At 72.3% G+C, this 12,733-nt stretch carries 14 protein-coding genes; 2 read left to right on the plus strand and 12 right to left on the minus strand.

Features of this window, described 5'->3' with window-relative positions; translation table 11 throughout:
- On the plus strand, nucleotides 1–574 hold a 574-nt coding region (locus OZN99_RS14525), incomplete at its 5' end, for a ring-opening amidohydrolase (protein WP_270935961.1).
- Between the two features lie 308 nt (nucleotides 575–882).
- On the opposite strand, the gene OZN99_RS14530 is transcribed toward OZN99_RS14525, so the two are convergent.
- The 7 genes from OZN99_RS14530 to OZN99_RS14560 are packed head-to-tail and all read right to left on the minus strand — an operon-like array spanning nucleotide 883 to nucleotide 8,142.
- Nucleotides 883–1,887, minus strand: coding sequence for an ABC transporter substrate-binding protein (locus tag OZN99_RS14530; RefSeq protein WP_270935962.1), 1,005 nt, complete (start codon nucleotides 1,885–1,887; stop codon nucleotides 883–885).
- 10 nt (nucleotides 1,888–1,897) lie between these two features.
- Nucleotides 1,898–2,830: an ABC transporter permease gene (locus OZN99_RS14535; protein ID WP_270935963.1), complete on the minus strand. Its 933-nt coding sequence runs from the start codon at nucleotides 2,828–2,830 to the stop codon at nucleotides 1,898–1,900.
- The gene (locus tag OZN99_RS14540; protein ID WP_270935964.1) at nucleotides 2,827–3,699 is read right to left on the minus strand and encodes an ABC transporter permease; all 873 of its coding nucleotides are present in this window, start codon (nucleotides 3,697–3,699) and stop codon (nucleotides 2,827–2,829) included. The genes OZN99_RS14535 and OZN99_RS14540 overlap by 4 nt, the downstream gene beginning before the upstream one ends.
- Nucleotides 3,689–4,465 (minus strand): ABC transporter ATP-binding protein, encoded by a 777-nt coding sequence (locus OZN99_RS14545; protein WP_270935965.1) that lies wholly within the window; start codon nucleotides 4,463–4,465, stop codon nucleotides 3,689–3,691. The genes OZN99_RS14540 and OZN99_RS14545 overlap by 11 nt, the downstream gene beginning before the upstream one ends.
- The gene (locus OZN99_RS14550) at nucleotides 4,452–6,791 is read right to left on the minus strand and encodes a xanthine dehydrogenase family protein molybdopterin-binding subunit (RefSeq protein ID WP_270935966.1); all 2,340 of its coding nucleotides are present in this window, start codon (nucleotides 6,789–6,791) and stop codon (nucleotides 4,452–4,454) included. Before OZN99_RS14550 ends, OZN99_RS14545 begins: the two co-directional genes overlap by 14 nt.
- The gene (locus OZN99_RS14555) at nucleotides 6,791–7,276 is read right to left on the minus strand and encodes a (2Fe-2S)-binding protein (protein ID WP_270935967.1); all 486 of its coding nucleotides are present in this window, start codon (nucleotides 7,274–7,276) and stop codon (nucleotides 6,791–6,793) included. Before OZN99_RS14555 ends, OZN99_RS14550 begins: the two co-directional genes overlap by 1 nt.
- Complete coding sequence (locus tag OZN99_RS14560) at nucleotides 7,273–8,142, minus strand: FAD binding domain-containing protein (protein WP_270935968.1); 870 nt, start codon at nucleotides 8,140–8,142, stop codon at nucleotides 7,273–7,275. Before OZN99_RS14560 ends, OZN99_RS14555 begins: the two co-directional genes overlap by 4 nt.
- A gap of 137 nt (nucleotides 8,143–8,279) precedes the next feature.
- Here OZN99_RS14560 and OZN99_RS14565 point away from each other — a divergent pair, with 137 nt between their 5' ends.
- On the plus strand, nucleotides 8,280–8,834 hold the full coding sequence (locus OZN99_RS14565; protein WP_270935969.1) for a nucleoside 2-deoxyribosyltransferase: 555 nt from the start codon (nucleotides 8,280–8,282) through the stop codon (nucleotides 8,832–8,834).
- Here the strand turns inward: OZN99_RS14565 and OZN99_RS14570 are convergent.
- The 5 genes from OZN99_RS14570 to OZN99_RS14590 form a co-directional block, all read right to left on the minus strand.
- Nucleotides 8,831–9,721 (minus strand): polysaccharide deacetylase family protein, encoded by an 891-nt coding sequence (locus OZN99_RS14570; protein ID WP_270935970.1) that lies wholly within the window; start codon nucleotides 9,719–9,721, stop codon nucleotides 8,831–8,833. The genes OZN99_RS14565 and OZN99_RS14570 overlap by 4 nt on opposite strands.
- A 56-nt stretch (nucleotides 9,722–9,777) precedes the next feature.
- A complete protein-coding gene (locus tag OZN99_RS14575; RefSeq protein WP_270935971.1) occupies nucleotides 9,778–10,551 on the minus strand; it encodes an ABC transporter ATP-binding protein in 774 nt (257 codons plus the stop codon).
- On the minus strand, nucleotides 10,544–11,392 hold the full coding sequence (locus OZN99_RS14580; RefSeq protein WP_270935972.1) for an ABC transporter permease: 849 nt from the start codon (nucleotides 11,390–11,392) through the stop codon (nucleotides 10,544–10,546). The genes OZN99_RS14575 and OZN99_RS14580 overlap by 8 nt, the downstream gene beginning before the upstream one ends.
- Nucleotides 11,392–12,345, minus strand: coding sequence for an ABC transporter substrate-binding protein (locus tag OZN99_RS14585; protein ID WP_270935973.1), 954 nt, complete (start codon nucleotides 12,343–12,345; stop codon nucleotides 11,392–11,394). The genes OZN99_RS14580 and OZN99_RS14585 overlap by 1 nt, the downstream gene beginning before the upstream one ends.
- 32 nt (nucleotides 12,346–12,377) lie before the next feature.
- A partial coding sequence (locus OZN99_RS14590; RefSeq protein WP_270935974.1) for an allophanate hydrolase-related protein occupies nucleotides 12,378–12,733 on the minus strand: 356 nt, incomplete at its 5' end.

Below are 12,733 nucleotides of genomic sequence, written 5' to 3' on the forward strand. Positions count from 1 at the left end.
GGTGAAGGCGCCGGCGCCGCCCGCGCCGGACCCGGCGGCGCGCAGCCAGGACGCCAAGGCGCTGATGGCCCTCTCGCGCGCCGCGGCCGCCTTCGGCGTCGGCGTGGCGCTGGGCGAGATCCCGGCCGACCGCGCCACGGAGGCCGCGCTGCTGGCCGATTTCTCGCTGTATTCGAACCGTGCCTCGATCTCCTCCGGCGTCGAGGTGACCTGCAACGAGGTGGTGGTGTTCGGTCGCGCAGCGGGCTGGGCGGAGGGGATCGTCGCCGGCGTCGCGCCGATGGCCGACCTGCTGGACCTGGCGGGCGTCCAGGCCGCCTTCGCCGCCGCGCCCGGCGAGGTGCTGGGCGTCATCGCGAAGGGCGAGCCGGACCGCACGGGCGCCATCCGCGGCCAGCGCCACACCATGCTGGGCGACACCGACCTGGATGCCCAGCGCCACCTGCGCGGCGCGCTGGGCGCCATCGTGGCGGCGGTGGCGGGCGACGGCCGGGTCTTCGTCAGCGGCGGGGCGGAGCACCAGGGGCCGCCGGGGGGCGGGCTGGTCTGCGTCTTCGCGCGTCAGGGTGGGTAGGCCGTTTCCCCTCAATCTAGGACGATGTTCCTGGTAACCTGGCGGCCGGTCTTTGACATCGCCGCGGCCCGGCGCGCGGCGGCCATCCGTCCCCTCACTCTCCGCTGCGGCCCGGGCAGGGGAATTTGTCCGAAGTCGCGATGCGCGTTCCGCCGCTGCCCCGATGACCGACCGGCCGGTCGGCCAATCCTGTGCCCCACTGCGGCATTTGTCCGAAGCGGCCGGCACGCCACCGGCCAAAGCGGTAAAGCCGTAAAGCACCAAAGCACCCCGGCGCCCGCCCGAAGGCCAGGCGCCGGGGCGGCAGGTCAGCGCGCCGCGTCCAGCACCCGGTGCGTCCAGGCGCCGCTGGGCGCCCGCGTAATCACCGGGCTCTCGCCGCCCGAGGAGAGCAGCGTCTGCACCGTGCGCTCGTAGTCGGCCGGATCCAGCCGCCCGCCCGCCGAGGTGTCGAGCAGCCGCGCGATCTCGCCCATCATGCGGCGCTGATGCGCGATGGTCTGCGCGCCGGAAGCGTCGTTATCCAGCACGATCTGCGCCGCCGCATCCGGGTTCTGCCGCGCCCAGTCCCAGCCCTGCATCGACGCCCGCACGAAGCGCGCCATGCGCGCCACGAAGGCCGCGTCGTTCAGCCGGCCTTCCAGCACATACAGTCCGTCCTCCAGCGTGGAGACGCCCTGCTCCTCGTAGCGGAACACGGTCAGCTGATCCGGCCGGAAGCCGCCATCGATCACCTGCCAGTACTCGTTGTAGGTCATGGTGGAGACGCAGTCGGCCTGGCGCTGCAGCAGCGGGTCCACGTTGAAGCCCTGGCGCAGCACGCGCACGCCTTGCGGCGACCCATCCGTGCGGTAGCCCAGCCGCGCCATCCAGGCCAGGAACGGGTATTCGTTGCCCGAGAACCAGACGCCCAGCGTGCGCCCGCGCAGGTCCTGCGGCGTGCGGATGCCCGTCTCCGCCCGGCAGGTCAGCATCATGCCGGACCGCTTGAAGGGCTGCGCGATGTTCACCAGCGGCACGCCGCGTTCCCGGCTGGCGAGCGCCGCCGGCATCCACTCCACGATCACGTCGGCGCGGTTGCCGGCGATGACCTGCGGCGGCGCGATGTCGGGCCCGCCCGGGTTGATGCGCACATCGAGGTTGGCCGCGCGGTAGAGGCCGCGCGCCTGCGCCACGTAGTAGCCGGCGAACTGCGCCTGCGTGACCCATTTCAGCTGCAGCGTCACGCGCTCCACCCCCTGGGCCTGCGCCTGCGTCGCACCCGCCCCGGCCACCAGGCCGAGCGCCACCAGAGCCCCGAGCCACCGCTTCATGCGCTTCTCCTCATGCCCGCATCGATGGATGCCAGAAGGTCGCTGCCCGCTCCGCGAGCGCGACCAGCCCATAGAAGGCCGAACCCGCCGCCGCTGCCACCACGATCTCCGCCCAGACCAGGTCGAGCGCGAGCTTCCCGGCCTCCGTGGTGATGCGGAAGCCCATGCCGACGGTGGGCGAGCCGAAGAATTCCGCCACAATCGCGCCGATCAGCGCCAGCGGCGCATTCACCTTCAGCGCGGTGAACACGAAGGGCAGCGCCGCCGGCAGGCGCAGCAGCCGCAGCGTCTGCGCATGCGTCGCCGCGTAGCTGCGCATCAGGTCGCGTTCCAGCGCGCCGGCCGCCGCCAGCCCCGCCAGCGTGTTCACCAGCATCGGGAAGAAGGTCATGACGACCACTACCGCCGCCTTCGACGGCCAGTCGAAGCCGAACCACATCACCATGATCGGTGCGATGCCGATCACCGGCAGCGCGGAGACCAGGTTCGCCACCGGCAGCAGCCCCCGCCGCAGGAACGGCACGCGGTCCACCAGCAGCGCCGTCAGGAAGCCGAGGGCCCCGCCCAGCGCGTAGCCCACCAGCACCGCGCGCAGGAAGGTCTGCACGAAATCCTCGGCCAGCAGCCCGGCCGACTCCGCCATGCGCGCCGCGATGGCGGAGGGTGCCGGCAGCAGCACCATCGGCACCGCCAGCCCGACCACCAGCGCCTCCCACAGCGCCAGCAGCACGGCACCGAAAGCCAGCGGGGCGAGCAGCGCGATGGCCCGCGCCCGCCAGCCGCGCCCCTCGCCGAGCCGCGTCAGGCGCTGCACGAGCCAGGCCGCGAGCCCGACCAGCACGACGAGCCCAGGCAGCAGCAGCGCGCCGCCGCCGGCATGCGCCGCCGCGATGGCCACCGCGAATCCCGCGGCGACCAGCAGGGCGAGTCCCGCCGTGATCACGCGCGCATGCCCATGCGTCGCGCCACCAGCCGCTCCGTCGCCGCCAGGACGCCGAACAGCGAGGCGGACAGCACCGCCGCCGCGACCAGCGCCGCCCAGATCTGCAGCGGCTGGCCGAAATAGGACCCGGCCAGAAGCCTTGCGCCGAGCCCGGCCTGCGCGCCGGTCGGCAGTTCCGCCACGATCGCCCCCACCACGCTCGCCGCCGCCGCGACCTTGAGGCTGGCAAAGAGGAAGGGCAGCGAGGCCGGCAGGCGCAGCTTCCAGAAGACCTGCGCGCGCGAGGCCGAGTAGGTGCGCATCAGGTCGCGCGCCAGCGGATCCGCCGCCTCCAGCCCCTTGGCCATGGCGATGGTGACGGGGAAGAAGCAGAGATAGGCGGCGATGATCGCCTTGGGCAGCAGCCCCTCCAGCCCGAGCGTGCCGAGCGCCACGATGACGATCGGCGCCAGCGCCAGCACCGGGATGGCCTGGCTCGCGATGATCCAGGGCATCAGGCTGCGCTGCAGCGCGCGCACATGCACGATGGCCGCCGCCACCAGCACGCCGGCGGCGACGCCGATCGCCAGGCCGGCCAGCGCCGCCTCGAGCGTGATCCAGGCGTGCAGCAGCAGGCTGCGCCGCGAGGTGAGGGGTGTGGCGAAGGCGGTGCGCCAGACCTCCTCGGCCACCTGATGCGGCGCCGGCAGCAGCGGCCGGGCGAAGGACATGGTGCCGGCCAGCGTCTGCCAGGCATCGGGCGGCATCCCGCCGCGGGCCCGGCCCTCCGCCACCACCTGCCAGTTCAGCGCGACGGCACCCGCATACCACAGCGCGACGAGCGCCGCGGCGACGGCCAGCACGGGCAGCGCCGCCTGCCTAGCCCGCATAGGCGTGTCCCGCGCGCAGCCCTTCCCGCACGCGCTGGGCGATGCGGAGGAACTCCGGCGTTTCCCGGATCTCGAGCGGCCGGTCGGGGCCGAGGTCGCAGGGCACGATGTCGGCGATGCGGCCGGGCCGCGGCGACATCACCACGATGCGCGTCGAGAGGAACACCGCTTCGGGGATGGAATGCGTGACGAAGACCACCGTCTTGCCGGTCCGCCGCCACAGCCTGAGCAGCTGCTCGTTCAGGTGGTCGCGCACGATCTCGTCGAGCGCGCCGAAGGGCTCGTCCATCAGCAGCAGCGCCGGGTCGAAGGCCAGCGCGCGCGCGATGGAGGCGCGCTGCTGCATCCCGCCGGAGAGCTGCCAGGGGAACTTGTGCGCGAAGCCCGCCAGCTCCACCAGATCCAGCTGCGCCTGCGCGCGGCGGCGCCGTTCCGTGCGCGGCAGTCCCATGATCTCCAGCGGCAGGGTGACGTTCGCCGCGATGCGCCGCCAGGGCAGCAGGGCCGGCGCCTGGAAGACGTAGCCGTAGTCGCGCCGCAGCCGCGCCTGCCCGGGCGTCGTGCCGTTCACCCGGATCTCCCCGCCGGTCGGCTGCTCGAGGTCGGCTATGACGCGCAGCAGCGTGGTCTTGCCGCAGCCCGAAGGGCCGATCAGGGAGACGAACTCGCCATGCGCGACGGCCAGGTCGATGTCGCTGAGCGCCTGGAGCGGGCCGTCTTCCGTGCTGTAGGTCAGCGAGAGGCGCTTCGCCTCAATCGCCGCCATGCACGATCTCCCAAAGCCGGCTGGGCGAGAGCGGGATCTCCGTGATCTCGATGCCGCGCGCCGGCAGGTCGAGCGCGTCCTCGATGGCCTGCGCGAACAGCGCGCCGACCGGGATCGCGCCGCCTTCGCCCGCGCCCTTGGTGCCCAGCGGGTTGAGCGGGGAGGGGGTCACGGTGTGCAGCAGCTCCATGCGCGGCACGTCGAGCGCGGTGGGGATCAGGTAGTCGGCCAGGGAGGCGTTGAGCAGCTGTCCCTCCTCGGTCCAGGCCAGCTGCTCGAAGAAGGCGTTGCCGATGCCCTGCGCCACGCCGCCCTGGATCTGGCCGGCCAGGATCAGCGGGTTCAGCACCGTGCCGCAGTCATGCACCACGACGTAGCGCAGGATATCCAGGCGCAGCGTGTCGGGGTCGATCTCGATCACCATGGCGTGCACGCCGGCCGCGGTCGCGCCCATCTCCGGGCCGAAATAGCTGGTGGCCTCCAGCCCGGGCTCGGTGCCGGGCTTCACCGCGCCGCGCAGCGGGTTGGCCATGCGCGCCAGTGTGCCGAGGGTGACATGCTTCTCCGGCACGCCGGCGATCGCCACCTTGCCGTCGGCGATCTCGAGGTCGGCCTCGGCGCATTCGAAGTGCTCGGCGGCGGCCTTCAGGATCTTGGCACGCACCGCCTTCGCCGCCTCGTGCGAGGCCGCGCCGGCGACCACCGCGCCGCGGCTGGCGAAGGTGCCGACGCCCCAGTCGAACTGGTCAGTGTCGCCCGTCGTCACCTCCACGTCGCGGACATCGACGCCGAGCTGCTCGGCCACCACCTGCGCGAAGGCGGTGAAGTGGCCCTGGCCCTGGGTGCCGATTCCCGTCGCGAGCGTCACCTTGCCGCTGGACTGCACGCGGACCTTCGCGCCTTCGTAGGGCCCGATCCCCGTGCCTTCCACGTAGCAGACCACGCCGAGGCCGAGATGCCGGCCTTCCGCGCGCGCCGCCGCCTTCTCCTGCGCGAAGCCCTCGGCGCCGATCGCTTTCAGTGCCTTGTCGAGGATCGGGCCGTAGTTGCCGCTGTCGTAGGTCAGCGGGGCGAAGTCCTGGTAGATGACTTCGTTGCGATAGGGGAAGGCGCCGGGCGGGATCAGGTTGCGCCGGCGGATCTCGACCCGGTCCAGGCCGATCTCGCGCGCCGCCGCGTCCAGCAGCCGCTCCATCACGAAGATGCCGTGCTGCCGGCCCGCGCCGCGATAGGGCGTGACCAGCGTGCGGTTGGTGTAGATCGCGCGGAAGCGCGATTCGTAGGCCGGCACGTCGTAGCAGTTCAGCAGCGTGCACTGGCTGTTGAGCGGCACCGTCAGGCCGTAGGGATTGTAGGCGCCGGTATCCATCAGGAAGTCGTCGCGCACACCGAGGATGCGGCCGTCCGCATCGAGCGCGATCTCCGCCTCGTGGATCTGGCTGCGTTCGTGGGTGGTGGCGACGAAGTGCTCCAGCCGGTCCTCGATCCACTTCACCGGCCGCTCCAGGCGCAGCGCGATCCAGGGGACGAGCACCTCCTCGGGGTAGAACATCATCATCTTCGGACCGAAGCCGCCGCCAATGAAGGGCGCCACGACGCGGACCTGGCGTTCCGACAGGCCGAGCATGGCGGCGAGCCCGTTGCGGATGACGACGGGCGCCTGCGTGGTGTCCCACACCGTAAGCCGGTCGGCCTTGGCATCCCAGGACGCGACGATGCCGCGCGTCTCCATCGGGATGGAGGCGCCGCGATCGTAGAGGAAGCGCCGTCGCACGACATGCGCAGCCCTGGCGCGCGCCGCGGCATAGTCGCCCTTCCGCTGCACCACCTCGGCCGCGATGTTGTCGGGCAGGTCGTCATGCACGCGGGGCGCGCCGGGTGCGACCGCACCCTCCAGCCCGCCCACGACGGGCTTCGGCGCGTAGTCCACGACGATGTCGCCGACCGCGTCTTCCGCGACGTAGCGGCTTTCCGCCACCACCATCGCCACCGGCTCGCCGAGGTGGCGCACCACGCCCCTGGCCAGCGGCACCTGGCAGCGCTGGCGGAAGGTCATGCCGGGGATCGGAGGCGGCGGCACCAGCAGCGGGCCGGGCTGCCAATACTCGCCCAGGTCTTCCGCCGTGATCACCGCCACCACGCCGGGCCGCGCCTTCGCCGCTGCCGTGTCGATGCCGAGGATGTCGGCATGGCCGTGCGGGCTGCGCAGGAAGGCCGCGTGCAGCAGGCCCGGCAGTTCGACGTCGTCCACGAACAGCGCGCGGCCGGTCAGCAGGCGCGGATCCTCGTTGCGCGTGACGGGGCGGCCGACGTGGCGGGTTTCCATCAGCCTGCCTCCCGCAGGCGCTGCGCCGCCAGCAGCACGGCGTCCACGATGTGCTGGTAGCCCGTGCAGCGGCAGAGATTGCCGGAGAGGGCGTGGCGCACCTCCGCCTCGCTCGGCTGCGGGTTGTCTTCCAGGAAGGCGGAGACGGTCATGAGGATGCCCGGCGTGCAGTAGCCGCATTGCAGCCCATGCGCGTCCTGGAAGGCCTGCTGCAGCACGGAGAGGCGGCCGCGTTCCGGCGCCAGCCCCTCCACGGTCGAGATGGCGTGGCCGTCGGCCTGCACGGCGAAGATCAGGCAGGACCGCACCGCTGCGCCGTCCAGGCGGATGGTGCAGGCGCCGCAGACGCCGTGCTCGCAGCCGACATGCGTGCCGGTCAGGCCGAGCTCGTGGCGGATGAAGTCGGAGAGCAGCAGCCGCGGCTCAACCTCTCGCCGATGGGTCGTGCCGTTGACGGTGACGGCGACGGGGATGCGTTGCGTCATGCCGCGCGCCCCCGCGCCAGGCGGAGCGCGCGCGTTGCGACCACGCCGGCCAGGTGGCGCTGGTAGGCCGGGCTGGCCTGCACGCTGCCCATCGGGTCCACCTCCTCGCGCAGCAGCGCGGCTGCCGCGGTCATGTCGTTCTCGGTGAGCCGCGTGCCGACCAGCGTGGCCGCGGCACGGGGCGCGCCCATCGGGGTCGGGCCTGCGCTGCAGCAGGCCAGCCGCGCCGCCGTGCAGACCCCGCCCGCATCGAGCGTCACCACTGCGGCGACGCCCATCATCGCGTAGTCGCCGCGCCGCCGCGCAACTTCCAGGAAGGCCGTGCCGGTGCGCGCCGGCAGGGGCGGGATCCGGATCTCCGCCAGCATCTCGTCGGGCGCGAGAGCGGTGGCCAGCGGGCCGAGGAAGAAGCGCGCGGCCTCCACCGCGCGCTCGCCCCGCCGGCTGCGCAGCAGGAAGCTGGCCTGCAGCGCCAGCATCACCGCCGGCATCTCGGAGGCCGGGTCGGCGTGGGAAAGGTTGCCACCCAGCGTGCCGCGGTTGCGGATCTGCGGATGCGCCACCTCGTGCAGCGCCTCCGCCAGGATCGGATGGCTGTGCGCGGCGGCGGCGTCGCGCTCGATGCGGGCGTTGCGGGTCATGGCGCCGATCGCCAGCGACCCGTCGGCGCCATGCGCGATGGCGTCGAGCCCGGCCACGCGGTTCAGGTCCACCAGCACGGCGGGCTGCGCCACCCGGAAGTTCATCGCCGGCACCAGGCTCTGCCCGCCTGCCAGGAAGCGGGCGTCGTCGCCGTGCCGGGCCTTGAGCTCGAGCGCTTCCGCGACGCTGGCGGGCGCATGCCATTCGAAAGGCGCGGGCTTCACGCGTGCATCCTCATCGCCCGGAGATTGGCAGAAGCCGCGCCGGCGTCGAGAGCGGAATATGCGGCGCACGGCCGGCCGGGTGGCGCCGCCTGCCGCGGCCTTGCGCAGCCTGCCCCGGCGGTGGTCAGCTTGGCCGCATGCCGAAAGCCTATCTCGCCGGGCCCGACGTCTTCCTGCCGGATGCGCCGGCCCATGCCGCGCGCAAGGCGGCGATCTGCGCCGCGCACGGGATCGAGGCGCTGCCGCCGCTGAACGAGGACGTCGCGACGCTCGCCGCGATGACCGAGGCGGAGGCCTGGCGCACCATCTTCGCCAAGGACCTGGCGATGATGGAGCAGGCCGACCTGGTCATTGCCAACCTCACACCCTTCCGCGGCGCCTCGGCCGATGCGGGGACGCTGGTGGAACTCGGCTGGTTCCTCGGCCGCGGGCGGCCGATCTTCGGCTATTCCAACAGCGCGACCCTCTTCGACGACCGCAACGCCGCGCTGGTCGCGCGCTGGCCGGACCCGATGCCCGGCCTGACTGTCAGCGGCTTCGGGCTGCCGGACAACCTGATGATCCCGGGCGCGGTCGAGGCCGGCGGCCATCCCATCCTGCTGCCGGAGGGCGGCGCGGACCTGCCCTTCGACAGCCTGGAGGTGTTCACGCGCTGCATCGCGCTGGCGGCGCGGGCGCTGAGCGTCCGCTAAGTCGGGTCGCCGGAGGCAAGGTACCAGTCGAGGATCTCGCGCCCCTGCATGAAGGTGACGGCGGGATTCGCGGCCAGCTCCTCGAACAGCGTCGCAAGCGCCTCGATCCGGTGCGGCACGCCGGTGATGTAGGGGTGGATGGCGACGCACATCACCTTGGCCCCGCCGAGCGGACCGGGCGAGGCGGCCTCCGCGATCAGCCGCGCTGCCTGGCGCCGGCCGCGCAGCAGCAACTCCTCCGAGGGGTGGAACTGGATCATGCTGAGCGGGATGTCGTTCAGCTCCACGGTGTAGGGCATGGTCAGCACCTCGCCATGCGCCGTCGCCAGCCGCGCGGGGCGGTCGTCCACGACGAAGTCGGCGATGTAGCGGATGCCGGCCTCGGCCAGCAGGTCGGGCGTCTCGAAGGTCTCGGTCAGGCCGGGCCCGAGCCAGCCGACCACCGGGTCCCCGGTGAAGCCGCGGATCGTCTCGACGGTGGTGTGGATCATGGCGCGCTGGTCGGCGACCTTGTGGGTGGGCACCTGCACGAAGCCGTGGCCCATGAACTCCCACCCCGCATCGCGCGCCGCACCGGCCACGCGCGGATAGGCGGTGCAGACGGAGCCGTTCACCGAGAGCGTCGGGCGGATGCCAAGCTTCCCGAAGACTTCCGCGAAGCGCCAGAAGCCCACGCGCATGCCGTATTCGTGCCAGGCCCAGTTCGGCACGTCCGGCAGCATGGTCACGCCGGTCGGCGGCGAGAGCACCTGGCGCGGCATCGGGTTGTCGATCAGCCAGTGCTCGACATTCACCACCGGCCACACGGCGAGCTGCTTGCCGTGCGGCAGCTCGATCCGCGGGCGGTCGATGGCGGCGGTGTAGCGCAGGCGCTGCTCGGGGCGCATGGGGTCTCCTGGCGTGCGCGTCCCGGTGGTTCAGGCGCCGGGACGTCCGGCGCCCATTATGCCGCCTTCTTGGCGTGATGGGAGTGCAGGCGCGCGCCCAACTCGCGCCGGACGTCGTTGAACTCCGGCGAGGCGACGTCGCGCGGGCGGGGCAGGGTGATGCGGTGCTCGCTGGCGATGCGGCCGGGGCCGGGCTCCATCACCACGACGCGGTCGGCGAGGAAGATCGCCTCCTCGATCGAATGCGTCACGAACAGTACGGTGAGCCCGGTGCGCTGCCACAGGTCCAGCAGCTCGTCCTGCAGGCGTTCGCGCGTCATCGCGTCCAGCGCGCCGAAGGGCTCGTCCATCAGCACCACCTCGGCATCGTTCGCCAGCACGCGGGCGATCGCGACGCGCTGCTTCATCCCGCCGGAGAGCTGGTGCGGATAGGCATCGGCGAAGCGCGTGAGGCCCACCAGCGCGACGAAGCGCTCCACGATGTCGCGCACCTCGGCCTTGCCCAGGCCGCGGCTGGCGGGGCCGAAACCGATGTTCTCCCGCACGGTCAGCCAGGGGAACAGGCCGTAGTCCTGGAACACCATGCCGCGGTCGGGGCCGGGCTCGCCGATCGGCTTCGACCACATCAGGGCGGAGCCCGCGGTCGGCGCCTCGAAGCCGGCGACGATGCGCAGCAGCGTGGACTTGCCGCAGCCCGAGGCGCCGATGAGGCAGACGAATTCGCCCTTGCGCACGGTCAGGTTCGCGTCGCGCAGCGCCTCGATGCGCTGGTCGCCCAGGGTGTAGGTCTTGCCCACCCCCTGGATGTCGAGGATCGGGAGCTCAGCCACGGTGCAACGGGCTCCAGCGCAGCAGGCGGTTCATGAGGAGGACCACGACCCGGTCGGAGAGGAAGCCCGCGATGCCGATCACTATCATGCCGCAGATCACCAGCTCGGTGCGCGACAGCGTGCGGCCATCCATGATCACCGCGCCGAGGCCCTGCGGCACGCCGGTCATCTCGCCTACCACGATGACGAACCAGGCCAGCCCGAGGCCGAGGCGCAGCCCGGTGAAGATCGAGGGCAGCGCGGCCGGCAGCACCACCTTGAAGAACTGCGCGTTGCCACGGCACCCAAGCATCGAGGCGGCCTCGAACAGCCGCGGCTCCACGCTGCGCACGCCGAAGACGGTGTTCAGCAGGATCGGGTAGAAGGCGCCGAGGAAGACCAGGAAGAAGGCCGACCGCGGGCCGAGGCCGAACAGGATCATCGACAGCGGCAGCCAGGCCGTGACCGGGATCGGCCGCATCAGCTGGAAGAAGGGGTCGAAGAGCTGCGCGACCAGCGGGATGCGCCCGATCAGCAGGCCCATTGGCACGGCGACCAGCGCGGCCAGAGCGAAGCCGCCATAGACCCGCTGCATGGAGGCCAGGAGGTGCAGGTGCAGCGTCGCGGAGAAAGCATCGTCCCAGATGCCGCCCACCGCGAAATCCACCATGTATTCCGCCACCTCGGCCGGCGAGGGGATCAGGCGGGTCATCCCCGCCTTCACCGCCAGGTGCCAGAACAGCAGCAGCAGCGCCGGCACGATCAGCGCCAGCAGCGTAGGCCGGAGCCGGGCGAGGAGCCTCGCCCCGCCCTGGCCGGCCGCCGGCGCCGGGACCGCGCCGCTCGCCGTCGCCTCGCTCATCAGGAGGTCGCGACCTCGTTGGAGAAGCGCGGGTTCAGGAAGGTGTTCCAGTTCGGCTGCTGGCGGATCTGCCGCAGTTCCTGCATGTGCTGGCCATAGGTGCGGGCCTGCGTCATCACCGTCTCGTCGAGGCGCCAGATGTACTCGACGTTGCCGGCGCCCAGCGCCTGCTCCACCGCCGCGCGCGGCGCGCCGAGGATGCGCACCGTCGCGTCCGCCACCTCGCGCGGGTTCGCCATCATGTATTCGCTGGCGCGGCGGTGCACGCCGAGCATGGCGCGGATCAGCGCGGGGTCCTGCGCGACCATCTGCTCGCTGGTCGCCCAGATCATGTTGAGGCCGCCCATCGCGGTGCCGTACGGGTACTCGACCAGCTGGCCGACGCCGGAGGAGATGGAGAGGCCCGGCCCGGGCTCCGCGCCGACATAGGCGTCGATGTCGCCGCGCGAGAGCATCGCGTGCATCTCGCCGAAGGGCACACGGACCGAGGTGATGTCGCGGATCGTCATGCCGGACTGGCGCAGGCGTTCCAGGATGAAGACCTCCTGCGTCGAGCCCGGCCAGATGCCGACGCGCTTGCCGCGCAGATCGGCGATGCTCCGCACGTCGGAGCCGGCGCGGCTGACCACGCCCATGCCGCGGTTGCAGAAGGCGCCCGCGACGACCACCGGCTCGCCCGCCGCGCCGCCGAGGATCGCCGCCGCGATGCCGAAGCCGCCGAAATCCACGGACCGCGTGACGACGGCGTTCTTGCCGTCGGTCGGGCTGTCGAAGGTGGTGATCTCGACGCGCAGGTTGGGCGGCAGGAACCGCTCGTAGAAGTGCGGCGTCATCGAATGGATCAGGCGCAGCGAGCCCATCTTCACGGTGCGCGGGGCCTGGGCGTTGGCGACATGCGGCGCGGCGAGGGCGAGGCCTGCGGTTCCTGCGATCAGGTGGCGGCGGCGGATCATCTTCGGTCTCCCGGTTGGCGGTTGGGTTCGGGTCAGGCGGGCGCGGGCGCCAGCGACTGCAGGAAGGCGCGCCAGCCGCCGAAGCGGCTGATCTCCTCGGCGCCGGCGAGGCCTTCCGGCTCGACGAGGAAGCCCTTCGGCGTCGTCCCGTCCTCGAGGCGGAGCGTGCCGATGCAGAGCGGGGCGGGGATGGCGGCGACGAACTGCGCGAATCCCTCGGGCGGAAGCGCCCAGACCTCGGCGGCGATGGCATGGCCCTCGCCCGGCGCGACGCGCAGCAGGCCGGGCCGCCGCGGCGGCCCGCCGGCCAGGGCGAAGAGGCGGTAGCAGGGCTCGGTGCGCAGCGCGCGGTCCAGCACGCCGCCGCGCCCGGTCAGCTCGTGGTTCA

This window comes from Falsiroseomonas oryzae, assembly GCF_027856955.1.
GTDB lineage: Bacteria > Pseudomonadota > Alphaproteobacteria > Acetobacterales > Acetobacteraceae > Falsiroseomonas > Falsiroseomonas oryzae.